The following is a 21,946-nucleotide window of genomic DNA, read 5'->3' as shown; positions in this document are numbered from 1 at the left end:
TGTCGGACTTTGTGCGGAAAGCCGGTTCGTGCCAGCACTCAACCGGAGGAGAGAAGGCAATGGGTTCTTTGGGAGGGTGGGTGAAAAGGGCCGCGCTCGCGGCGGCCGTTCTCGGGTTCGCGTGGACGGGGGCGGATGCCGCCACTCGAGTCACGATCGTCGGCGCCGGGAAGGGGGCGGGGGCGTTCCGCCAGGCGGGCGCCATCGCCGAGGCGGTGAACAAGGAGAGCAAGACGGTCAACATGACCAACCAGGAGACGGGCGGCTTCGTGGCGAACACCCGGATGCTCGCCAACGGCCGCGTCGAATTCGCGCTGACCAACGGCGTGTTCGTCGATGCCATCCAGCGCAAGCAGCATCCCTACGACAAGGAGCGCCAGGCGGCCAAGAACCTGCGCGGCGTCGGGCCGGTGGCGGGGGCATGGCTCCAGATCGCCGTTTTGCAGGACAGCGGAATCAAGACGGTGGAGGACTTGAAGGGCAAGCGCATCAGCATGGGCCCGAAGGGCAGCAACACCGTCTACATGCAGGAGATCGTCTTCAAGACGATGGGAATCTATGATTCCCTGCGGAAGGACTACCTGAAGTGGGAGGACGCGGCGACCTACATGGTGGATGGGAAGCTGGACTCCTTCGGCATCCCAAACCCGATCCCCGGTCCCGCGCTTCTCCAGGCCGCCCAGAGCCGCCCCATCCGAATGCTCGATATCCCGGAGAAGGCGCTGGACGCCTTCATGAATATCAGCAAGGCTTACTACAAGACCGAAGCGGACATGAGCGTCTACCGGGGCATGGAAGGGAAGAAGATCCGGACGATCGCCTACAGCGTGTACATGCTCGCCCACGACAAGGTGCCCGCCGATGTCGTGTACGATGTAGCCAAGCATTTCTACGCTCCCAAGAACCGCGACTTCATCCTGAACGTTTACCGGCCGCTCAGGGACGGGCTCGACGCCGCTCAGAACGATAAGTTCATCGGCGTGATGAAGTCCTTCGACCTGAAGCTTCATCCAGGGGCCCAGAGGTACTGGAAAGAGCGCAACTACAACGTCAACTAAACGGACAAACCGGGGGGCCGCCGCCCAGGGCCGGCGGCCCCTCTTTTTTTCTTTTTTCTTCTCGCCGGCCACTGGAAGGTCTCCGTTTTCCTGGTGCCAGCCGCCCCCGGCATGTCCCGATAAGCCTATGAAAATCCGCGAAATTACGTCTTGATCTGCCCCCATACCTTCCGATAGAGTGCTTTCGGCCACGCATCCTAATCAGCGGCAGGTCAGCCTCCAGTTTTCTCCAAAGGAGGGTGATTTTATATCTTTCTGCGCTTTCCTTTGTTTTGCTCCAAGAATACATCGTCTCTGCAGTGCCTCGGCCAAACATGAAAAGGAGAAGGAAAATGCGAACCGTACGGCGTTGTGCAAGCATGGCCGCCATTGCGCTCCTGGCGGGAATGGTCTTGGGGCCGGGCGCCCAGGCCGCCATGACCCAGGCGACAATCGTGGGGGCGGGCAAGGGGGCGGGGGCGTTCCGCCAGGCGGGCGCCATCGCCGAGGTGGTGAACAAGGAGAGCAAGGCAGTCAAGATGACCAACCAGGAAACCGCCGGTTTCGTGGCGAACACCCGGATGCTTGCCAATAGCCGGGTGGAGTTCGCCCTGACGAACGGGGTCTTCGTCGATTCCATCCAGCGGAAGATCGCCCCCTTCGCCAAGGACAAGGAGGCCACCAATCTCCGCGGTGTCGGCCCCATGACGAGTTCCTGGTTCCAGATGGCGGTGCTCGCTGACGGCCCCATCAAGTCCTACATGGATTTGAAGGGCAAACGCGTCAGCATGGGCCCCAAGGGCAGCAATACCGTCTACATGACCGAGGTCATCCTGGAGACGCTGGGGATATTGGGAAGCGTACGGAAGGACTATCTGAAGTGGGATGACGCGGCGACCTACGTGGTGGACGGCAAGCTGGACGCCTTCGGAATCCCGAATCCGCTTCCCAGTCCCTCGATTCTCCAGGCGGCCCAAAGCCGGCCAGTCCGGATTCTCGACCTGCCGGATAAGGTCATCAACAAGTTCATCTCGATCAGCAAGGGGTACTACAAGGACACCGTGGACGTAAGCGTGTATCAGGGCATGGAGAAGAAGAAGATCGCCACGGTGGCCTATGGCGTCTTCTTGACGGCGCACGACAAGGTGCCCGCGGAGGTCGTCTACGAGGTGACGAGGCATTTCTATGACCCCAAGAACCGCGACTTCATCGTGAACGCGTACAAGCCGCTCCGGGAGGCGCTGGACAACGCCAAGAACGACAGGTTCCTCGCCAACATGAAGGCCTTCGGCCTGAAGCTTCACCCGGGAGCCGCGCGCTATTGGAAGGAAAAGAATTTCAACGTGAACTAGCGCGAATTTGAAGGGCCGGACGAGAAGGCCCGGCAGCCCTAGCGTGCGCTCCGGAGCCCGGTTCGCCGGGCTCCGGAGCGCCGCTTCTTGATGGCGCCGCAAGAAGGGGTGCCCCATCCGCAGGAGAGGAACCCGTGCGCGACATGATGTGGAAGTGGCTGCTCGTCATCTTCTCTCCCGAGAGCCTCGGCCGGCGCCAGCTGGCGCGGGGACTCCAGCGGGAGAGCCTTCCGGTCTGGGGCGCGGCGACTTTTCTTCTCCTGCTGTACGTGACGCTCCTCGCCGGCGGGACGTTCAACCTCTTCCTGCCGGCGGACGATGTCTGGGCTTGGCAGGAGGTGACTTTCCCCCTCCTCGGGCCCGTGGTGGGGCTGGGCGGGTTCCTGGTGGCCAGCGCCCTTTGCCTGTTCCCGAGGGCCACCATCTACGTCAGCGCCCTCATGTTCGGCATCTACTTCCTGTACGGGGCCGCGAACGACGCCCCGGTGGACTTCCTGCTCGGTTTCGCGGAACCCCTGGGAATGGCTCTTGGCCTCGTGCTCCCGGCCTCCGCGATCCGGGCCATGTCGTTCCTCTGGGACTCGGTTCACTTCCCCGTGGTCAAGTTCTACGCGTTTCATTTTTACCTGCCCATATACGTCTTCTTCACCGCCATCCTGGCCTTTGTCTATTATCCGGCCCGCAAGAATTCCCCCCGGGACCGCCCCTCGAACGTGGATCTCGCGCTCTGCATCGTCACGCTCGTGTTCACGATAGAGTACATCGTCAATTTCGGGGACCGGGGCGATCGGGCGGGCAGCATCCAGTGGCCCGACGTGGTGATGGGCACGCTGGCCGTCCTGGTCTCGATCGAGATGTGCCGCCGGATACTCGGGTGGATCCTGCCGATCCTGGGGATCATGTTTTTCCTGTACGACATGTATGGGAACTACTTTCCCGAGCGGATCATGCACAAGGGCTTCTCCTACAACGAGGTCGTGACCTTCACCTACAGCAACGACGGCATCTTCGGCGTCATCGCCAACGTCTACGCGAGCTACGTCTTCCTGTTCATCCTCTTCGGAGTGATCTTGGAGATGACGAAGGTGGGGGACGTCTTCGTCAACCTCGCCTTTTCCCTGGTGGGACGGCTCCGGGGCGGGCCCGCGAAGGCGGCCGTCGTGTCGAGCGGCTTGGTGGGGACCGTGGTCGGGAGCGGGGCGGCCAACATCGTCATCACGGGGACGTTCACCATCCCCCTGATGAAGCGGATCGGCTTCCCCGCCCACTACGCCGGCGCGGTCGAGGCCGTGGCCTCCCTGGGGGGGCAGCTGATGCCCCCCGTCATGGGCTCGGCGGCCTTCCTTGTCGCGGCCTTCACGGAGACTTCCTACAACTACATCGCCCTCATCTCGTTCGTCCCGGCGCTGATGTACTACTACGCCGTCTACAGTTCGGTCCATAACCAATCCGGCAAGTTGGGGATTTTCGGCATGGCGGAGAAGGACATCCCCAACCTGTGGGAGCTGATGAAGAAGGAGGGCTACCTTCTCATCCCCATCCCCGTCCTCATCTTCCGCCTCGTGATCGGCCGCTCCCCCTTCGACGCCGCGCTGTGGGCCATCTGCACGGCGATATTCCTGAGCTTCTTCCGGAAGGACACGCGCCTTGTCGCCCTTCCCCCGGCAATCGCACGCTGGCTGGGCCGTCCCGATTGGGGGACGGACCATGACTGGATGGAGGTCCGGGCCGATCAGGCTTCGCTCTCCACGATCCGCTCGGGGGGGACCAAGGAGGAAGGCCAGGCGGCCAGGGAAAAGGTGTTCGCGGCAGGGGTGGGCGCTCAGTGGGGCATCCTTCGCGAGAACTGGATGATCTGGATCGCGGCCGCCTTGTTCGTGGTTTTGATGGCGCTTCAATTGCCCTTCGGTCACGTCCTGTTCTGGTCGCTGGCCGCCATGTTCCTCTTCGCGTCCCCCAAGGTAATGGCGGGCCTCGAGAGCGCGGCGATCAATTCGCTCACCATCGGCGTGACGGCGGGTGTCATGGGCTTGATTCTGGCGGGGGTTTCCCTCCCCGGCTTGGCGCTTAAGTTCTCGTCGGTGGTCCTGGGCTACTCCAGCCTGCTCGTGGACTGGTTCGGCTGGCAAGGCACCGAGCTGCCGATGGTCATCATCATGTCCGGCGTGGCGAGTTACATCCTGGGCATGGGGATGACGATCACGGCGGCCTACGTCTTTCTCTCCATCCTGGTGGTCCCCGCCCTGGTGAAGCTGGGCGTGCCGGAGCTCAACGCCCACCTGATCGTCCTCTGGCAATGCCAGTACGCCTCGCTGACGCCTCCCTTCGCCCTGGGAGCCTTCGTGGCGGCGGGGATCGCGGGCGCGGATCCCATGCGGACCGGGTTCTCCTCCCTGCGCATGGCCTATCCGCTTTATGCCGTGCCCTTCTTGATGGCCTATTCGCCGCTTCTGATGGACCCGGGTTCGTCCTGGGCCGAAGTGGCCATGGTTTGGATCACGGGCTTCATGGGCCTCTACAGCTTCTCGGCGGGGCTCGAGGGATTCCTGCGGCGGAACCTGTCCTGGACGGAGCGCGTCAACTTCATGGCGGCGGGCGTGCTGCTCTACGTCCATCACCTGGGCCTGAACGTGATCGGCGCCGTCATGATGGGGGTCGGCATCTTCTTCCACTTCAAGAGCGGGAAGCTCCTGGAGAAGGCTCCGATCCCGGCGCAACTCCCCAAGTAGCGCCTATTTCGCCGGTGCGGCGGGAGGGGAGGGCTTTGGCCCTCCCCTCCGCGCGCCAAATGCCTTTATCCCAGGAAAAAACCTCCGTTCACGTCGATCGTCACCCCCGTCACGTGCCGCGCGTCGTCCGAGAGCAGGAAGGCGACCACGCCCGCCACGTCGTCGGGGACGCCCAGCCGCCTCAGCGGCGTGGCGGCCTCGGCGCGCTGCCTCTGATCCGTGCTCATCTGGGCCGCGATGCGCGGGGAGAGGATGACGCCGGGCGCCACCGCGTTCACGTTGATGTTGTGGGGCCCGAACTCCCGGGCCAGGTGGCGGGTGAGGCCGATGACGGCCGCTTTCGAGCTACTGTAGTGCGGACCCTGGAGGACGCTGGCCGACCGGCCGGCCACGGAGGAGAAGTTCACGATGCGGCCCGAGCGCCTCTCCATCATGTGGGGCAGGAGAGCCCAGCAGCACCGGTAGACGCTCTTCACGTTGAGGTCGAACATCCGCTCGAAGGCGGCTTCGTCGATCTCCAGGGCCTTGAGCGGGAGCCCGCCACCCACACAGTTGACGAGCCCGTCGACGGGACCGAAGGCCGCGATGGCTTCCCGCATGGCCCGTTTCACCCCCTCCGGGTCGGTCACGTCGAGGTGGGCCGCCGCGCCGCGCCCGCCCGACACGGCGCCTTTCCCGGTGGCCAGGCTTGCCGTCTCCTCCCGGCTGGCGGAGATGTCCATGCAGACGACGCGAGCGCCCTCGGAGGCCAGACGAAGGCACGTCGCGCGGCCGATGCCGTCCCCGGCCCCCGTGACAATGACGGTGCGGCCCTCAAACCGGTTCATGTCCAATCCTCCGGAGGAGACTCGTGCCGGGGGGAGGGCGGAATCATCCTAGGCCAGGGGCGGACTTTTGTCTCCCCGGCCGGCGGGTACGCTCGCGGCCGGGAACGGGCCGGGCGGCCCGGGATGATCGAAGAAGGACTTACGGCTTCTCTTCGGGGATGAGGTCCAAGCGCTGCACCCAGTAATAGCGGGAGAGGTAGCGCACGTTCGACGCGCTCACGGTGTAGAGCTTGGCGCTGTTGCCCTCGACGCCCCGCATGTTGCCGATCTTCTGATAGATGCGGATGTGGAACTCCTCGGGAGGAAAAGGGGTGGTGACCAGGATGTCCAGGGTGGCCGGGTTGCGGGCGAGGCGCTCGCCGAGGCGGGAGGTCAGGCGCCCCGAGGCGGTGGCGTAACCGTAGCCCACGTAGAGAGCGATAATCACGAGGCACACGAACAGGAAGCGGACCGTGGGATGCCGCCGCAGCCCGCTCAGGCTCGCCCCTCCCGCCACTGCTCCGGTCACGACGGCCTCCAAACCAGGCCCCACCTCTCGATCGTCCATTTCTCTAGCGGCACCAGAATGGTCCTGTCGGTGATCATCCAGATGATCCCGATGAAAAGGACGCCAAGGAAGACCTCCTCCACCTTATATTCCCCCGCCGACACGAAGATCATGAAGCCCAGCCCCTTGTTGCCGCCGATCATCTCGGCGGCGATGAGGGCCCGCCAGCCAAATCCCATGCTCATGCGCACGCCCGTCACGATGCTGGGCAGGGCGCCCGGAAGGTAGACCTGGAAGATGACGTGGCGGCGGCCACCCCCCAGGGTGAGGACGCTGTTCTCGAAGGTGCGCGGGACGCCCCGCACCCCGAGCAGCGTATTGAAGAAGACCAGCCAGAACACAGTGTTCAGGAGGATGAAAAGCGTGGTCATCCAGCCGACGCCGAACCAGACGATGGCGAGGGGCACCCAGGCGATGCCGGAGATGGCGTTGGCGAAGACGCCCAGAGGTTCCATCGCATTGCCAAGGCGGCGGCTCATTCCCGCCAGCAGGCCCAGGCCGATCCCGAGAGGCACCCCTACCGCCAGGCCCAGCCCCACCCGGCCCATGCTGGAGAGGACGTGGCTCGTGAAAAGACAGCTCTCATTCATCGTGAGGACAGCCCAGAGGCCGGGGCATCCTTCCTGGAGGGTGAAGATGGCGCTCACCACGGATCCGAGGGGAGGGATGTAGATGGGTTTCAGCCATCCCATGTAGGTATTGAGCTGCCACAGGCTCAAGAGCAGGAAGAACGGAATGGCGCCCAGGCCAATCCTGCGCAGGCGCCTCCGGTCGAGGCCCACTCTCTCCAGCGCGAGTGCGGATGCGGCTGCATTCATCGCTGCACGAGCCCCCAGCGCTGGATGGTGTCCACCTCCAGGGGGCGGAGGAGGTAACGATCCAGCACGATCCACAGGACGCCAATCATGGCCATCCCCAGGATGACCTGCGCGGTCAGGTCCACCTGCTGGGCCGTGAAGATCATCCAGCCGAGCCCCTGCTGTCCCGCCAGCATCTCGCCCGCGATCACCGCCCGCCAAGCGAAGCCGATGCCGAGGCGGAGCCCCGTCGCGATGGACGGCAGCGCCCCAGGAAGGATGACGTCCCGGACGATGCGCAGCCGGGAGGCTCCCAGGGTGCGCAAGGCGTTCACATAGATGCGCGGGATGCTTCGCACCCCGACCAGGACGTTGAACGCGATGGGGAAGAGGCAGGTGTAGAGGATGACGAAAATGACGGTCTGCTCGCTGCTCCCCCACCAGATCATCACGACGGGGAGGAGCGCGATGCCCGCGATGGATTGGAAGAAGTTCAGGATGGGGTAGAACATGTCCGACACCATGCGGTTCAGGCCCAGGAGGATGCCGAACGGAATGCCGACCAGGATGCCCAAGCCGCTTCCGATGAGGAGGCGCCAGATGGTGTTCCAGATGAACTCAGGCAACAGCCCCTTCCACAGCATATCGAAGGAGGAGTAGACCACCGTCCCGGGGGAGGGGAGGTAGCGATCGGGGCGGGGGATGACGTGGGAAACCAGGGCCCACAGGGCCAGCCCCCCCAGCAGGACGCAGGCCAGCTCAAGGCCTCCCTTGTGTAAAAAGCGGTGGAGGCGGGGGAAGCGGAGCGTCCTCGGCCCCTGGCGGGAGGAGGCGGCCGGGGCGCTAGCCGTCGCCATCGCGCACCTCCTCGCGGACCATTGCGAGAATCTCGTCCCGCGCCCGGTTGAAGGTCGGGTCGGCCGCCGCGTTCTTCCACTGGCGGGCCTCCCGGGGCAGATTGATCTTCACGGTGGCCTTCAGCCGGCCGGGCCGCCGGGTGAAGATAAAGCAGCGGTCCCCGAGAAAGGCGGCCTCGTCCACGTTGTGGGTGATGAAAAGGATGGTCTTGCGGGTGGCGATGGCGATGCGGTTCAGCTCCTCCTGGAGGGTGATCCGCGTCTGGGCGTCCACGGCGGCGAAGGGCTCGTCCATGAGCATGACGACGGGGTTGGCGCAGAGCGTGCGCGCGAGCGCGACGCGCTGCTTCATGCCGCCCGAGAGCTCGTGGGGGTAGCGCCCCTCGAAGCCTGTCAGTCCGACCATATCCACGAATTCCTGCACCCGGCGGTTGCGCTCGGCGGCCGGCACCCCCTGGATCTCCAAGCCGTGCCCGATGTTCCGCGAAACCGTCCGCCAGGGAAGGATGGCGTGCTCCTGGAAGACCACCCCCCGGTCCGGCCCCGGCCCCTTCACTTCCGTGCCGTCCACTCGCACGCTCCCCACCTTGTGGGGGAGCAGGCCCGCGAGGATGTTCAGAAGGGTGGACTTGCCGCAGCCGCTCGGCCCGACGACGGCGGCGAATTCGCCCTCATGAACCTTAAAGCTCACGTTGTCGAGGGCGTGGACGTCCATCCCGGTGTACTCGTCCGGATAGTGGTGGCTCAGGCCTTCGACGATCAGCTTCTCACGCATCCTTCCCTTGCCCCCGGCGAAAATCCTTTCGCTCCGAACAAGAAGCCCGGCGAATAATATTCCGCAGCGAAAGGACAGATTATCCCTCCAAACCCCCTCCGGAAAGAACGATTCACGCTAGGAGCCCGGAGGAAGGTCCTTGAACCATTCGGGGTGCCGTTTCACGGTGCTGTCGATAAACGAAGTGTCATAATAGCGTTTTGGGTCGTACGCCGTCTTCATCTTCTTCTGGGATATGAGAAGCCTCACCGTTTGCTCGAAAGAGCGGAAAGTATTCTGCCCGATGCGGGGATCATAAATGAAATGGGGGAGCGTGCGCTTAATGAGATCGGGGCTCATCCCACGGATATAGCGTACGCCGATGGCCGCCACTTCATCCCGGTTCTTGGGGTCACGTACGAAATGAGCGGATTCCGAGACGGCGTCCACGAAGCGCTGGACGAGCTCCTTATTGCCGTAGACCCGTGAAGGAGGGCCGTGCATGGTGGCACAAAAGCACACATGACCTCCGCCACGCACTATCACCTTCGATCCCTTGACCTTGTCGACCATCGCGGTGAGAAAATGTTCCCACGCCACCATGGCCTCTATTCCACCCGTGTCGAAGAGCGAAACGATATTGGCGGGCAAGACGTTGATGCGCTGGAGCGCTGAAGGCTCGATGCCGTTCTGCTTGAGGAGGACGAGCAAGTAGGCGTCAGCCGTCGTGCCGAAAGTGACGCCGATGCGCTTGCCCTTGAGGTCCGCGACGGAGTTGATGGCCGACCCGGGCCGGGCGGCGATCCCTACCGTGGCGTCATCGTTCACTTTGCTGTAGGGGGAGCCCAGCATGTTCACAAAGGCGCGCACGTCCATCCCCCGTTCCAGTGCGACGGGGAGGTTGGACATGGCGGCGGGCGCGAAGTCGATCTCGCCCGCCTGGAGCGACTTGCTGAGCTCGGGGCCCGTATTGCGGACGAACAAGCTTGCGTTTATCCCGTGCTTGGTGAAGATGCCCTTGTCCACTCCGATAAACATGATAAGGTTGCCCGTGTTGCCTCCCGCTCCGATCCGGACAAGGTCGGCGGCGGCCGATTCCCCGGCCGCCAGCACCGCCAAGGCCGCGGCTGCGAGAATCACCTTGATGGCCTTCAACATGCACCCTCCCTCTTCCGCTGAAAAACGCCGGCTCCACGAAGCGCCTAGGACTCCCCGGGCAAATCCTTGAACCATTCAGGGTGAAGCTCCATCGTCCTCTTGATGAAGGTTATGTCGTAGTACCTCGCCGGGTCGAAGGGCTTCTTCATCTTCTTCTGGGCGATCAACTGCTTCACCGAAGCATTGAACGCCACAAAGGTGTTCTTCCCGATCCGCATGTCATAGACCCAATACTTGTGAGTGCGTTTGATGAGCTCGGCGTCCATGCCGCGGACGTAGCGTGCGCCGATGCGCCCAACTTCGTCGAGATTCTTGGGATCTCGCACGAAGGCGGCGGCCTCGGACATGGCATGCACGACGCGCTGGGTGAGATCCGGATCCTTATAGATATTGCTGGGGATGGCGTGCATGGAGGCGCAGAAGCATACGTGGTCGCCACCCCGCAGAATGATCTTGGAGCCCTTCACTTTGTCTAGGATGCTCGTCAGGTAGGGCTCCCAGATCACCATCGCCTCGGCCCCCCCGCCGTCGAACAAGCTGAGGGCGGTGAGGGGCGGCACGTTCATGCGGGTGAGGGCGCTCAGGGGGAGTTTGTTCTTCTTCAGGATCTCCTGAAAGTAGAAATCGGCGCTGGTGCCGAAGGTGATGCCCACCTTTTTACCCTTGAGGTCCGCGATGGAATTGATGGCCGAGCCGGGCTGGACAACGATGCCCAGCATATTGTCGTCGGTCGGCTTGATGTAGGAGGAGCCCACGAAGCCGACGATTGAACGCACGTTCAGGCCCCGCTCCAGGGCGACGGGCACGATTGCCAGGGCGGTGGGGGCGAAGTCGATCTCGCCCGCGTTCAGGGATTTGCTGAGCTCCGGCCCCGTGTTGCGAACCACCACCTTCCCGTCGATCCCGTGCTTGGCGAAGAAACCCTTATCGACCCCGACGAACGCGACCAGGCTGCCGGTGTTGCTCGCGGCCCCGATTCGGACCACACCGGCTGCGTCCGATATCTCCGCCGCGGATAAAATGAGCACCGATGCCGCAAGAATCGCCCTCACGCCCTTCCGCATTATTTTCCCCTTGAAACAGGAAGTAATGGCTTTTCGAACGTAAACATTTCGGACGAACAAAAATTCCTTTCGGGACAAACATTCCTGGCCGAGGGCAGGCCTAGGACCCGCCGGGAAGATCCTTGAACCATTCGGGGTGGCGCTCCATCGTCCGGCGGATGAAGGTGGTATCATAGTACTTTTCGGGATCGAATGGCGCCTTCATCTTTTTCTGGGCGATCAGCTGCTGCACAGCGACGTTGAACGCCTTGTAGGTGTTCTTGCCGATGCGGGTGTCGAAGCCCCAGAACTTGTGGGTCCGCTTGACAATATCCGGATCGAGTCCCCGAATGTAACGAGAGGCGATTTGGCTGATCTCGTCGAGGTTTCTGGGGTCCCGGACGAAGTAGGCGGCCTCGGACGTGGCGTCCACCACCCGCTGGGTAACGCCCCGGTCCTTGTAGATCCGTTCAGGCAGGCCGTGCAGCGCCGAGCAGAAGCAGACGTGGCCGCCGCCGCGCACAATCACTTTGGAGCCCTTCACCTTATCCAGCATCATGGTGTTGAAGGGCTCAAACATCACGATGGCGCCTACTCCGCCCACGTCGAAGAGGGAGACCGCGTTGGAGGTTGTGACGTTGACGCGGTCGAGTACCGAGAGGGGGATATTGTGCTTCTTCAGGACTTCCTGGAGATAAAAATCGTTCATTGCTCCAAAGATGACTCCGACCTTCTTCCCTTTCAGGTCCGCAAGGGAATTGATGCCCGAGCCGGGCCGGACGACAATGGCCAGCATGCCGTCGTCAGCCGACTGGGTGTACGCCGCGCCCGTGTAGCCCACGACGGCCCGGGCTTTCAGGCCGCGTTCGAGCGCCACGGGGATGTTCGCCATGGCGGCGACGGAAAGGTCGAGTTCGCCCGCCTGCAGCGATTTGCTCAGCGCCAAGCCTGTGTCGCGGAGCATGACTTTGGCATCGATGCCGTGCTTGGTGAAAAAACCCTTGTCCAGGGCGACGAACATGATCATGTTGCCCGTGTTGGGGACAGCGCCCATCGAGTATTTGGCAATTGGGGTGGCCGCTTCGGCCGAGAGGATTCCGCTCCAGAGAATCGCAGCCACGCCCAAGAGCTTCCGCATCGGTTTTCCTCCCCGTGGTCCCGCCGCCCGGCATGATGGCGCCTCATGCCTTTGATTGATCAGCTTTCCTGCGCGACCTCACTCTCACTCGTTGAAGAAAGACCCGCGGTGGTCACTCTGAAACAGCGGGCAGATCCTTGAACCACTCCGGATGCCGCTTGACGGTGTTATCGATGAAGGTGGGGTCGTAGTACTTCATGGGGTCGAAAGGCGCCTTCATCTTCTTCTGAGCGATCAACTGCTGCACGGACATGTTGAACGCCTTGTAGGTGTTCTTGCCGATGCGGGGGTCGAAGCTGGTGTACTTGAAGATCCGCTTCGCGATGGTGGCGTCGAGGCCTCGGATGTAGCGCGAGGCGATCTGCGCCACCTCGTCTAGGTTCTTCGGGTCCCGCAGCCAGGCGCCGGTCTCCGCGACGGCGTCCGCGATCTTTTGGGTAAGGGCGCGGTCCTTGTAGACCCGTCCTTCCAGGCCGTGAACCTGGGAGCAGAAACAGACGTAGCCGCCTCCCCGGAGGAGGATGCGGGCGCCCTTTACCTTGTCGAGCATCATGGTGTTCTGGGGCTCGAACATCACCATGGCCGCGACCCCGCCGGTGTCGAACAAGCCCACGGGAGTGGCGAGGGGGACATTGATCCGGTTGAGGGCCGACAGCGGAATGTTGTGCTTCTTCAGGACCTCCTGGAGATAGAGGTCGTTGGTGGCGCCGAAAGTCACGCCGACCTTCTTCCCTCGGAGGTCCGCCAAGGTCTTGATCTCCGAGTCGGGCCGGACCACGATGGCCAATAGATTATCGTCGGCCGGGTTGGTGTACGCGGAGCCGGTGAATGAGACGAAGGCACGGGCCTTCAGGCCGCGCTCGAGCGCCACGGGAATGTTGGACATGGCGGCGACTGTAATGTCGAGCTGGCCGGAGTTCAGCGCCGTGCTCATCTCGGCGCCCGAGGCGTAGAGCTGGAGCTTGGGGTCGATGCCGTGCTTGGCGAGGAATCCCTTGTCCACCGCCGCATAGAAGGGCAGATTGCCGATGTTGATCGCCGCCCCGAGATTCAGGGTGGTGCGCTCGGGAGCCGCATGCGCGGCGGAGAATCCCAGCGTCACGGCCGCGATCCAGACGAAACATAGGAATTTCCGCATGACCGTCCCCCTCAGAATGAAATCCGCATACGTTCCCATACGTCAATGGCGCTCCGGCCGACGAGGCTTCGAAACGAACAATCCGTGTGAAAAGTATTATAATGAAAGCCCGGGCGATTCACAATGGAAAGGACCGGGGGCGGCAGATGCCGGGGGCGGCGCGCCGGCCTGGGGAGCGGAGGCCCCTCCTCCGACGCGGGCGCCGGCCCGAATCAACAAAAGGGGAGAGCACGATGGCTGTGGTGGTCAGGAATGCGAACCAAGACCCGGATTTGGTCTACGAGCCCGGCTTCGAGATGCACTACGGGCTGACCGAGGAAACCTGCGGCGTGAAGAGCGTCACGCTCTACCGCACCATCTTCCCCCCGGCCAAGAAGAGCCGGCCCCACTACCATGCCAACGGCGACCTCATCTGGTATCACCTCTCCGGGCCGAAGGCGCTCTGGTACATCGGGGAGGAGAGGCGGACGTTCGAAACCGTGCCGGGGGATTTCATCTCCATTCCCCGCGGGGAGATCCACTCCACGGTCAACACTTCCGACACCGAGCCCATCCACGGCGTGGGCGGCTACGGAGGGTGCGGCGGGCCGTACCAGAGCGGGAAAGTGTTCGTGGACTGACGGGGCGGGCGCCCTGGGACGAACCGGCCGGCCGGGGCCTCCCCGGCCGGCCGGCAAAGCTTCGGGCCTAGGACTCCCCCGGGAGATCCTTGAACCACTCGGGGTGGCGCTTCATCGTGTTCTCGATGAAACTGGTGTCATAGTATTTCGCCGGGTCGAAGGGCTTCTTCATCTTCTTCTGATCGATCAGAATCTTCACCGATTCGTTGAAGGCCTTGTGGGAGTTCTTGCCCAGACGCATGTCGTAGATCCAGAACTTGTGCGTGCTCTTGATCAGGTCGGCGTCCATGCCGCGGATGTAGCGCGAGCCGATCTGCCCAATCTCATTCAGGTTCTTGGGGTCGCGCACGAAGGCCGCGGCCTCGGACATCGCGTCCACGAACTTCTGGGTGGCGCTCCGGTCCTTGTAGACCGTCTGCGGTTTGCCGTGCAAGGCGGTGCAGAAGCACACGAGGTCCCCGCCCCGGCTGATGAGCTTGGCTCCCTTCACCTTCTTGAGCATGTTGGTGACGTAGGGCTCCCAAGCCGCCATCGCGTGGATGCCGCCGCTGTCGAAGAGCGCGGCCATCGAAGGATTGGAGGCGTTGACGCGGTTGACGGCCCCTTCCGTCAGGCCGTTCTTCCGGATCATCTGCACGAGATAGACGTCGTTGATCGAGCCGAAGGTGGTGCCCACCTTCTTTCCCTTGAGGTCGGCGATGGAATTGATGCCCGAGTCGGGGCGGACGACGATGCCTAGCATGTTATCGTCCGTCGATTTGGAATAGGAGCCACCCACGTAGCCCACCACGGCCTTCACGTTGAGCCCGCGCTCCAGGGCGGCCGGGATGTTGGCGATGTTGGCGGCGCCGTAGTCGACCTCGCCGGTGTCCACGGCCTTGCTGAGCTCGGGGCCCGTGTTGCGCACGATGGCCTTGCCATCCAGGCCGTGCTTGGCGAAGAAGCCCTTGTCCGCCGCGACGAAGACCACCATGGCGCCCGTGTTGCTGACGGCCCCCACGTTGAGCTTAGGCTGGGCCGCCTGGGCCGCCGTGGCGAGCGCGAGCGCGAATCCGGCCGAAAGGGACAACAAACCGATGCCGGGTTTTTTCATTCCAGATCCTCCCCCTGGCGCCTAATGACGGACCTGCAATGCCTCCCGCGTACCCGAGGAGCGGGTGGACGGGAGGGCAGGCGATTAAAAGACATGAGCAGTGGCGAAATTCTAGGGAATGCCGGGACTTTTGTCGAGGATTCTTTTTGCCGTGTCAAGGGTATCAGGCCCCGAGGATCTCGACGGGGAGGTCCGGGCGGTTCCCCCACTCGTTCCAGGAGCCCACATAGTTCCGAACGTGGGTATAGCCCAGGAGCCGGAGGGCCAGGTAACCGTGCGCCGCACGGTAGCCCGTCTGTCAGTAGGCGGTGACTTCCTTCTCGGGCGTCACCCCGATCGCCTCGAACTGCGCCCGCAGCTCGGCGGCGGGTTTCATCTCCCCCTCCGGCGTGAGATGGTGGACCCACTCCTGCCAGACCGCGCCGGGCAGGGCGCCTCCCCGGCCGGCGCGCTTGGAGGTGCCCCGCCATTCGCCCTCGGAGCGGGTGTCGAGGAGCAGGTGATTCCCGTCCCCGATGGCCGCCAGCACGTCCTTATAGGTCGCGAGGCAATGCCGGTTCAGGGTGTACTCGAACCTGGCCGCCTGGGGCACCTCGGCGTCCCGCGCCGTAGGGAGGCCCGCGCGCTCCCAGGCCTTGTATCCCCCGTCCAGGACATGCACGTCCGGGTGGCCGAAGAGCTCCAGGAACCAGAAGCCCCGCACGCAGGTGTTCCCGGTGATGTCGTCATAGAAAACGATGGTGTTGCCGAAGGAGACGCCGCGGTTCCCGAGCAGGAAAGCCCACATCCGCAGGAAGGACTGGAGTGGCGCCTCGTCCGTGTCGTCGCAGTTGATCCCGTACACGTCGAAGTGCCGGGCGCCGGGGATGTGGCCCATGGCGAAGCGCTCGCCGGGCCGCGTGTCGATGATGCGCAGGTTCGGGTCGCCGAGCCGCGCGTGGAGCCGGGCGGGAGTCCAGAGCAGGCCCGGGTTCGCGTACCCTTTGGGATTGTCGGTTGCCATGGCGTTTCTCTCCTGCAGAATGGTCAGTCCGTCCAGAATCCGCCGTTCACGTCCAGGGCCTCGCCGTTGATGTGGGCCGCCTCCTCGCTGGCGAGGAAGAGGACCGCCTGCCAGACGTCGTCCGGCGTGGTGAGGCGTCCCATGGGGTGGGCCTGCCGCGCCTTGGCGAGCATCTCGGGCGGGGACTCGAAATGGAGGCCGGTGTCGGCCGGGCCGGGGAGGATGCAGTTGACCGTCACGCCTGTCTTGGCCAGCTCGCGCGCCAGGTTGTAGGTCATGGCCAGGAGGCCCGCCTTGGCCGCCGCGTAGGGGAGGTTGGGGCCGATCCCACCCATCTTCCCGGCGATCGAGGCGAAGCTGATGATGCGCCCCGAGCCCGAGGCCTTGAGCGCCTCGGCCGTCTCCTGGATGCAGTAGTAGGGGGCGAGCAGGTTGACGCCCAGGATGGCCGCCCAGTCGCTCTCCTTGAGCTCCAGGGGCGGGCGGATAGGCATATAGCCCGCGACGTTCACCAGCACGTCCAGGCCGCCCAGCCAGCCCAGCGCCTCCCGCATCGCGCGCCGGATGTCCGGCACGTTCGTCAGGTCGCAGGCGCCTTTCTTCGATTGGCCGGAGGGGCCCTCGAGGGCGTCGAGGCGGGGACCCTCCCGGTCGGTGGCGTAGACGCGGGCCCCGGCTTCGAGGAAGCCCCTGAGGATGCGCCGGCCCATGTCCCCGGCCGCCCCGGTGAGGATGACCTTGCGCCCATTGAACTCGAAGCGAATCGGCATGGAGGGATCCTTTAAAATATCGGCGGAAGGATGAAGTCAAGCCCTTGTAGCATGCGCCCCGCCGCGCCTCAACGCTCCGGCGTTTGCACGCCCGAAGCACGCTCCAGCCCGCCCAGGGCCGCCATCACCCGGCGGGTCATCTCCTCCCGGCCCTCCCGGCCCCGCCGCTCCGGCACGGTGATGGGAGGGCCCACCCGGAAGACGAGCCGGGGGGAATCCGAAATCGCCTCGCGCCAGCTGAACAAGGTATTCGATCCCGCCAGGTAAACGGGCAGCACGGGGGCGCCGCTCATGGAGGCGAGGGCACCCATTCCCGCCTTCAGTTCTTCCCCCATCTTGGCGACGATGCCCCCCTCGGGGAAGACGACCACGGTCCCCCCCAGGCGGAGCAGCCGAAGCGCCACACGAAAGGTGCTTCCGCGGGCGGCTCCCCGGTCCACGGGGAACGACCCGAAGAAGCGGACGGGGAAGCCCAGGAGCGGGTGCGCGAACAGCTCCCGCTTCGCCATGCAGTAGATGACGCGGGGCAGGAAGGCGCTCAGGATGATCGGGTCCAGATAGCTGCGGTGGGTGGGGGCGATGATGAGGGGTCCCTGTCGGGGGACGTGCTCCAGCCCGGCCACCTCCGCCCCCCCGTACGCCAGTCGGATGAGCCCCCGCACCAGGAACTTCGCCCAGCGCGGCTGGTGCCCCGCGGGCAGCCGGTCTTCTTCCCTCTTGTCCGTCATTTCGTCCGCCGCTCCGCTCATTCGTAGAGCTCGGCCAGGTCGATTGTCCGGTTCTCCCGGGCGGAAACGGTGATTCCCTCGAGGATGGCGCTGGCCCGAAGCCCCGCCGCGCCGTCCACCTCGGGCGCTCGGTTCTCCCGGATAGCGGCGGCGAACTCGGCCTGCCCCTCGGCCAGCGGATGGGTCACCGGGTCCCCCTCCACCGGGTAGCGCGTGACCTCGGGCTCCTTCGCGTCCTTAAGATGCAGGGTCAGGATCGTCCCCTCGCTCTCGGCCCAGGCGTTTCCCCCGGTGCCGTGGAGACGGATGTAAAAGACCTTGGGGGTGAGCATGTTGGTGCCGAGGTAGCCGACCGGCCCGCTCTCGAACTCGAGCAGGACGCCCGTCACGTCGTCCAGGGGGGTGCGGGGGTGGACGGATCGGCTCAGGGCGGAGAGGCGCTTCACCGGCTCCAAGAGGTACTGGAGCGTGTCGGCGTGGTGGATGCCCAGCCCCGTCATGCTCCCGGCCGGGCTCTCGGCGGGGTCGGCCCGCCAGCTTGCGAGGTCGAGCCGGAAGCCGAAGTCGTAGGAGAAGTTCCCTTCGATCTGGACGATCTGCCCGAGCTTTCCGCTCTCGATGAGGCGCTTGAGCTCGCGGTGGGCGGGCTGGCAGCGGCGCTGGTGGCCCACCGCCAGGCGGACGCCCGCGCGCTCGCAGGCGGCGATGGCGCGCTGCCCGTCGGGGACGTGGAGGACGAAGGGCTTCTCGACGAGGACGTGCTTCCCGGCCGAGGCCGCCTCCTCGACGAATCGGGCGTGGGTGGAGTGCGGCGTGGCGAGGATGAGGGCCTCGATCCCGGAATCGCGGAGGACGGCCTCCCAGCTCTCCATCGTGCGGCAGCCGTGCTCACGGGCGAAGGCCGCGCGTTTGCCGGAATCCCGGGCGAAGCAAGCGGTGACCCGCAGGTTCTCCACCCGGCGGGCGGCCTTGGCGTGCTCGCCCCCCCACCACCCCAGGCCGACGATGCAGGTGCTCACAGGCCCATTCGGCATCTTCAAATCCCCTTCGTCCAGGATACGGGTTTCGCCGGATCGGTCAGGAAGGCTGGCTCTCCTCCCCCGCCATCCTCTCGTGGCGTGTCTTGCCGAACGCCGAGATGACGTCCTCGGCGGTGATGATGCCCAGGAGCCGGGTGGGGTCCTCGCGGCTCACGACGGGCAGGCGCGAGATGCGCCGCGAGCCGAGCTTCGCCATGACGGAATCGAGCGACTGGTCCGGATGGGCGTGAAGGATGTAGTTGCGGGTGGCGACGGCGGCGAGCGGGACATCGAGGCTCTGCTTGGCCCGGGCCTGGTTGAAGTCGTACTGGCTTACCATGCCGGCGAGCTTGCCCTTCTCGTCCAGCACGGGGTACCCGCTGAAGGGGAGATCGCGTGTCCGCTCGATGGCCTCCCGGACGGTCATGCGGGAGGGCAGGGAGAAGACGTCGGTCACCATCGCATCGGCGACGTGGATCTCGTGGAGCAGGTGCTCCGTCTCATGGTCGGGCAGGGCGACCCCATCCTGCAGGGAAAGAGAGGGATAGATGGACTGGGGGTGGAGACGCTTCGCCAGCCCGAAGGCGACGGCGTTCGCCACCATCAGGGCGAGGATGGTGTTGTAGTCCTGGGTGAGCTCGAAAATGATGAGCACCGACGTCATCGGCGTCCGGATGACGGCGGCGAAGGAGGCCCCCATCCCCACCAGCGCGAAGCTGCCCGGGTGCGAGATGAGGCCCGGCACGAGGAAGTTCGCGGTCTCGGCGACAAGCCCTCCCGAGACGGCGCCCAGGCAGAGGACCGGAAAGAAGATTCCGCCCGCCGACCCGGTGCCGTAGGATACGGCGGTCGACACCAGCTTGAACACGAGCAACATGGCCAGGAACCCGGGCGCGTAGCCGGCCGCCAGGGCCTTGTTCAGCGCGCTGTAGCCCGCGCCCAGCACCTCGGGCACGGCCAGCGCCATGAGCCCGACGGCGAGCCCGCCCAGGGCGGTGGCCAGGACGGAGAGCCAGCCGCCGCCCAGCTTCTTCCACTGGCCGCGGATGAAGAGGAGCGTCCGCATGAAGGCGACTCCCGCCAGGGCGCTGGCGATTCCGACCACTGCGTAGAGAAAAAGCTCCCAGGGGCTTCCCAGCGAATAGATCGGCACGATGAAGATGGGATCGCCTCCCAGGAGGGCGCGCTCCACCACGGCCGCCGAGACCGAGGCCAGGACGATGGACCCCAGGACGCGGGCGTTCAGGTCGCCCACCATCTCCTCGAGCGTGAAGGTCACGGCCGCGATGGGGGTGTTGAAGGCCGCCGCTAGGCCGGCCGCCGCCCCCACCGGGACCAGCGCCTGGATGCGCTCCCGGCGAAGGGAGAACAGCCGGCCGATGGAGCTGGCCAGCCCGCCGCATATCTGGACGGTGGGGCCCTCGCGGCCCAGGCTGGAGCCCGAGCCGATGTTCAAGGCGCCGATGAAAAACTTGCCGATCCATACCCGCGCGGGGATGTAGCCGTTGTTGGCGACGTAGGCGATCTTGGTGTAGGGGATGCCGCTGCCGCGCGCCTCGGGCACGAACAGCTTCATCAGGATCGCCGCGATCAGCGCGCCGCCCGCCGGAATGAGGGGAAGAAGATACCAGGGGCGTGTAATTTCGATGACGTTGCGGGCCCCGAGCAGGAGAAGCTGGACTTGATCCATCGCCATATGGAACCCGACCGCCGTCAGCCCGGCCAGGAGCCCCACCAGGATGGTAAGGACGTAGAACACCGCATCCGCGCCGAAGCCGAAGTGCATCAGCCAGCCGAGGATCCGGATCTGGAGGTTTTTCCAGGTCATGTGCGGTGGCTCATTTTGTCCTCCGCCATGCGGAGGCGGAAGCCGGACGGAAGCGTGTCAGGGCGCGACAGGCCGAAAGGGAGGAGCGGGCGGAAACCGGGAGGGATCCTGGCCGTCCTGGCGGAGGCGCTCGGCGTACCAGCGGGGGTCGATTCCGTTGGTGCGGGGATCCATTTCGGCCATCTCACAGAAGATCTCGATGCGGTGCCCGTCGGGGTCGCAGAAGTAGAGGGCGCGGTTCTCGCCCCAGGTGCCGTCCCCCTCGGGATGGGTGGGGCTGTGGACCACGGGGCCGCGCACGATGGCGATGCCGTTCTCCCGCAGCCAGGCCTCCCAGCCGTTGAACTCCGCCCTGTCCCGGACCCGGAGGGCGAAGTGATGGATGCCCAGGTCTTTCGTGGTCCCCTGGTCGATCTTGGGAAGCGCCTCAAGCTCGGGGTCCCTGCCGCGGCGGAAGACGAGGTTGATGTCGTGGTGCAGGCCGGTGCACCGGATGAAGCAGAGCCCCACATCGGGGAGGACCGGGTGCTCCCCCGGCTGGCGAATCTCCGAAACCGAAAATCCCAGCACCTCGGTGTAGAATCGGAGCGAGCGTTCGATATCCGACACCTTGATGGCGACGTGCTGGATGCCTTCAAAGGGGCGGGCGGGCCTGGCCATTTTCGCTCCCTCCTGGCTTGCGTCCGGCCCGGCAATCTTAGCGCATCTTCACCTGAGGAGAAACCGGCATGGCAAGGCTCGACGGCAGGCGGGCGATCGTCACGGGGGCCTCGCGGGGGATCGGGCGGGCCATCGCGCTCCGGCTGGCCCGGGAGGGGGCGGCGGTGTACCTGGCGGCGGATGGGACGGAGGCCGAGTTGAAGGAGGCGGCCTCGGAGGCCGGGGCGGATTCGGCCTGGGGCATGTTCGATCTCGCGCGAAAGGAAGCCCCCGAGGCCATGGTGGCCGCCGCAAAGGAGGCTCTCGGGGGCGTGGACATCCTCGTCAACAACGCCGGCATCCGTGCGCGGCAGGCTTTCGGGGATTTCTCTCAAGAGGAATTCGAGCGCGTGGTGGGGGTCAATCTCCGCTGCCCCTTCTTCGCCAGCCAGGCCGTGCTGCCCCTCATGCGCGCCCAGGGGGGAGGCTGCATCGTTCACATCGCGAGCCAGCTCGGCATGGTCGCCTCCCGCTACGGCGCCATCTATAACCTGACGAAGGCCGCCCTCATCCAGCTCACGCGATCCATGGCCCTGGAGCTGGCGGCCGAGGGCATCCGGGTGAACGCGGTGAGCCCGGGCCCCATCGGCACCGAGGGCTTCCTGGCGGGCCGCCGGCCGGGGGAGTTGGAGCAGCGCCTGCGGGACGTGCCGGCGGGGCGGTTCGGGACGCCGGAGGAGATTGCCTCCGCCGTGGCGTATCTTGTCTCGGGCGAGGCGGATTACGTCCACGGCCATAACCTCGTGGTGGACGGGGGCTACATCGTCCATTAAGGAACGCCCTTTACCCGGCGGAGCGCGTGGTCTAGA

Annotated in this window: 21 protein-coding genes; 5 read left to right on the top strand and 16 right to left on the bottom strand. The window is 64.9% G+C overall.

Annotated features, from left to right (window positions below):
• Positions 1 to 80 precede the first annotated feature (80 nt).
• From HYZ11_18395 to HYZ11_18385, 3 genes are all read left to right on the top strand, one after another.
• Positions 81 to 1,058 (top strand): TAXI family TRAP transporter solute-binding subunit, encoded by a 978-nt coding sequence (locus HYZ11_18395; protein MBI3129583.1) that lies wholly within the window; start codon positions 81 to 83, stop codon positions 1,056 to 1,058.
• 332 nt (positions 1,059 to 1,390) lie between these two features.
• On the top strand, positions 1,391 to 2,389 hold the full coding sequence (locus HYZ11_18390) for a TAXI family TRAP transporter solute-binding subunit (GenBank protein MBI3129582.1): 999 nt from the start codon (positions 1,391 to 1,393) through the stop codon (positions 2,387 to 2,389).
• Between the two features lie 134 nt (positions 2,390 to 2,523).
• Entirely contained in the window at positions 2,524 to 5,118 is a 2,595-nt protein-coding gene (locus tag HYZ11_18385) for a TRAP transporter fused permease subunit (GenBank protein MBI3129581.1), read from the top strand.
• 65 nt (positions 5,119 to 5,183) lie between these two features.
• On the opposite strand, the gene HYZ11_18380 is transcribed toward HYZ11_18385, so the two are convergent.
• The 9 genes from HYZ11_18380 to HYZ11_18340 form a co-directional block, all read right to left on the bottom strand.
• On the bottom strand, positions 5,184 to 5,945 hold the full coding sequence (locus HYZ11_18380) for an SDR family oxidoreductase (GenBank protein MBI3129580.1): 762 nt from the start codon (positions 5,943 to 5,945) through the stop codon (positions 5,184 to 5,186).
• A 139-nt stretch (positions 5,946 to 6,084) separates the two neighbouring features.
• Entirely contained in the window at positions 6,085 to 6,453 is a 369-nt protein-coding gene (locus tag HYZ11_18375) for a hypothetical protein (GenBank protein ID MBI3129579.1), read from the bottom strand.
• Positions 6,450 to 7,274, bottom strand: coding sequence for an ABC transporter permease (locus HYZ11_18370; protein ID MBI3129578.1), 825 nt, complete (start codon positions 7,272 to 7,274; stop codon positions 6,450 to 6,452). The genes HYZ11_18375 and HYZ11_18370 overlap by 4 nt, the downstream gene beginning before the upstream one ends.
• 32 nt (positions 7,275 to 7,306) lie before the next feature.
• Entirely contained in the window at positions 7,307 to 8,146 is an 840-nt protein-coding gene (locus HYZ11_18365; GenBank protein ID MBI3129577.1) for an ABC transporter permease, read from the bottom strand.
• Positions 8,133 to 8,921, bottom strand: coding sequence for an ABC transporter ATP-binding protein (locus HYZ11_18360; protein MBI3129576.1), 789 nt, complete (start codon positions 8,919 to 8,921; stop codon positions 8,133 to 8,135). The genes HYZ11_18365 and HYZ11_18360 overlap by 14 nt, the downstream gene beginning before the upstream one ends.
• 117 nt (positions 8,922 to 9,038) lie before the next feature.
• On the bottom strand, positions 9,039 to 10,058 hold the full coding sequence (locus HYZ11_18355) for an ABC transporter substrate-binding protein (GenBank protein MBI3129575.1): 1,020 nt from the start codon (positions 10,056 to 10,058) through the stop codon (positions 9,039 to 9,041).
• A 44-nt stretch (positions 10,059 to 10,102) separates the two neighbouring features.
• Entirely contained in the window at positions 10,103 to 11,044 is a 942-nt protein-coding gene (locus tag HYZ11_18350; GenBank protein ID MBI3129574.1) for an ABC transporter substrate-binding protein, read from the bottom strand.
• A 178-nt stretch (positions 11,045 to 11,222) separates the two neighbouring features.
• Positions 11,223 to 12,239: an ABC transporter substrate-binding protein gene (locus HYZ11_18345; protein ID MBI3129573.1), complete on the bottom strand. Its 1,017-nt coding sequence runs from the start codon at positions 12,237 to 12,239 to the stop codon at positions 11,223 to 11,225.
• 112 nt (positions 12,240 to 12,351) lie between these two features.
• Positions 12,352 to 13,377: an ABC transporter substrate-binding protein gene (locus HYZ11_18340; protein MBI3129572.1), complete on the bottom strand. Its 1,026-nt coding sequence runs from the start codon at positions 13,375 to 13,377 to the stop codon at positions 12,352 to 12,354.
• A gap of 233 nt (positions 13,378 to 13,610) precedes the next feature.
• Between HYZ11_18340 and HYZ11_18335 the strand changes: the two genes are divergently transcribed.
• Positions 13,611 to 13,997, top strand: coding sequence for a cupin domain-containing protein (locus HYZ11_18335; protein ID MBI3129571.1), 387 nt, complete (start codon positions 13,611 to 13,613; stop codon positions 13,995 to 13,997).
• A 67-nt stretch (positions 13,998 to 14,064) separates the two neighbouring features.
• Here the strand turns inward: HYZ11_18335 and HYZ11_18330 are convergent, their stop codons facing one another.
• The 7 genes from HYZ11_18330 to HYZ11_18300 form a co-directional block, all read right to left on the bottom strand.
• Positions 14,065 to 15,090 carry an ABC transporter substrate-binding protein gene (locus HYZ11_18330; protein MBI3129570.1) on the bottom strand — a complete coding sequence of 342 codons (1,026 nt, stop codon included), beginning with the start codon at positions 15,088 to 15,090 and terminating at the stop codon, positions 14,065 to 14,067.
• 298 nt (positions 15,091 to 15,388) lie between these two features.
• Positions 15,389 to 16,093, bottom strand: a complete 705-nt coding sequence (locus HYZ11_18325; GenBank protein MBI3129569.1) for a sulfurtransferase — start codon at positions 16,091 to 16,093, stop codon at positions 15,389 to 15,391.
• Positions 16,094 to 16,116: 23 nt separating this feature from the next.
• Complete coding sequence (locus HYZ11_18320; protein MBI3129568.1) at positions 16,117 to 16,863, bottom strand: SDR family oxidoreductase; 747 nt, start codon at positions 16,861 to 16,863, stop codon at positions 16,117 to 16,119.
• 68 nt (positions 16,864 to 16,931) lie between these two features.
• On the bottom strand, positions 16,932 to 17,591 hold the full coding sequence (locus tag HYZ11_18315) for a 1-acyl-sn-glycerol-3-phosphate acyltransferase (GenBank protein MBI3129567.1): 660 nt from the start codon (positions 17,589 to 17,591) through the stop codon (positions 16,932 to 16,934).
• A 17-nt stretch (positions 17,592 to 17,608) separates the two neighbouring features.
• The gene (locus HYZ11_18310) at positions 17,609 to 18,625 is read right to left on the bottom strand and encodes a Gfo/Idh/MocA family oxidoreductase (GenBank protein ID MBI3129566.1); all 1,017 of its coding nucleotides are present in this window, start codon (positions 18,623 to 18,625) and stop codon (positions 17,609 to 17,611) included.
• A 43-nt stretch (positions 18,626 to 18,668) separates the two neighbouring features.
• Entirely contained in the window at positions 18,669 to 20,438 is a 1,770-nt protein-coding gene (locus tag HYZ11_18305) for a chloride channel protein (protein MBI3129565.1), read from the bottom strand.
• Between the two features lie 57 nt (positions 20,439 to 20,495).
• On the bottom strand, positions 20,496 to 21,098 hold the full coding sequence (locus tag HYZ11_18300; protein ID MBI3129564.1) for a VOC family protein: 603 nt from the start codon (positions 21,096 to 21,098) through the stop codon (positions 20,496 to 20,498).
• Positions 21,099 to 21,166: 68 nt separating this feature from the next.
• Here HYZ11_18300 and HYZ11_18295 point away from each other — a divergent pair, with 68 nt between their 5' ends.
• On the top strand, positions 21,167 to 21,910 hold the full coding sequence (locus HYZ11_18295) for a glucose 1-dehydrogenase (protein MBI3129563.1): 744 nt from the start codon (positions 21,167 to 21,169) through the stop codon (positions 21,908 to 21,910).
• Positions 21,911 to 21,946 lie beyond the last annotated feature (36 nt).

The sequence above is a fragment of the Candidatus Tectomicrobia bacterium genome, assembly GCA_016192135.1.
Taxonomy (GTDB): Bacteria; UBA8248; UBA8248; order UBA8248; family UBA8248; genus 2-12-FULL-69-37.
Note: the sequence above shows the minus strand (reverse complement) of the source record. Positions and strands in the feature narration are given on the sequence as shown.

What these genes read in the sequence shown, in the direction of transcription:
- HYZ11_18390 (MBI3129582.1), top strand. Translation starts at nt 1,391, where the DNA reads ATGCGAACCGTACGGCGTTGTGCAAGCATGGCCGCCATTGCGCTCCTG.
- HYZ11_18325 (MBI3129569.1), bottom strand. Translation starts at nt 16,093, where the DNA reads ATGGCAACCGACAATCCCAAAGGGTACGCGAACCCGGGCCTGCTCTGG.
- HYZ11_18380 (MBI3129580.1), bottom strand. Translation starts at nt 5,945, where the DNA reads ATGAACCGGTTTGAGGGCCGCACCGTCATTGTCACGGGGGCCGGGGAC.
- HYZ11_18295 (MBI3129563.1), top strand. Translation starts at nt 21,167, where the DNA reads ATGGCAAGGCTCGACGGCAGGCGGGCGATCGTCACGGGGGCCTCGCGG.
- HYZ11_18355 (MBI3129575.1), bottom strand. Translation starts at nt 10,058, where the DNA reads ATGTTGAAGGCCATCAAGGTGATTCTCGCAGCCGCGGCCTTGGCGGTG.
- HYZ11_18315 (MBI3129567.1), bottom strand. Translation starts at nt 17,591, where the DNA reads ATGACGGACAAGAGGGAAGAAGACCGGCTGCCCGCGGGGCACCAGCCG.
- HYZ11_18335 (MBI3129571.1), top strand. Translation starts at nt 13,611, where the DNA reads ATGGCTGTGGTGGTCAGGAATGCGAACCAAGACCCGGATTTGGTCTAC.
- HYZ11_18300 (MBI3129564.1), bottom strand. Translation starts at nt 21,098, where the DNA reads ATGGCCAGGCCCGCCCGCCCCTTTGAAGGCATCCAGCACGTCGCCATC.
- HYZ11_18305 (MBI3129565.1), bottom strand. Translation starts at nt 20,438, where the DNA reads ATGACCTGGAAAAACCTCCAGATCCGGATCCTCGGCTGGCTGATGCAC.
- HYZ11_18310 (MBI3129566.1), bottom strand. Translation starts at nt 18,625, where the DNA reads ATGCCGAATGGGCCTGTGAGCACCTGCATCGTCGGCCTGGGGTGGTGG.
- HYZ11_18360 (MBI3129576.1), bottom strand. Translation starts at nt 8,921, where the DNA reads ATGCGTGAGAAGCTGATCGTCGAAGGCCTGAGCCACCACTATCCGGAC.
- HYZ11_18340 (MBI3129572.1), bottom strand. Translation starts at nt 13,377, where the DNA reads ATGCGGAAATTCCTATGTTTCGTCTGGATCGCGGCCGTGACGCTGGGA.
- HYZ11_18320 (MBI3129568.1), bottom strand. Translation starts at nt 16,863, where the DNA reads ATGCCGATTCGCTTCGAGTTCAATGGGCGCAAGGTCATCCTCACCGGG.
- HYZ11_18365 (MBI3129577.1), bottom strand. Translation starts at nt 8,146, where the DNA reads ATGGCGACGGCTAGCGCCCCGGCCGCCTCCTCCCGCCAGGGGCCGAGG.
- HYZ11_18345 (MBI3129573.1), bottom strand. Translation starts at nt 12,239, where the DNA reads ATGCGGAAGCTCTTGGGCGTGGCTGCGATTCTCTGGAGCGGAATCCTC.
- HYZ11_18330 (MBI3129570.1), bottom strand. Translation starts at nt 15,090, where the DNA reads ATGAAAAAACCCGGCATCGGTTTGTTGTCCCTTTCGGCCGGATTCGCG.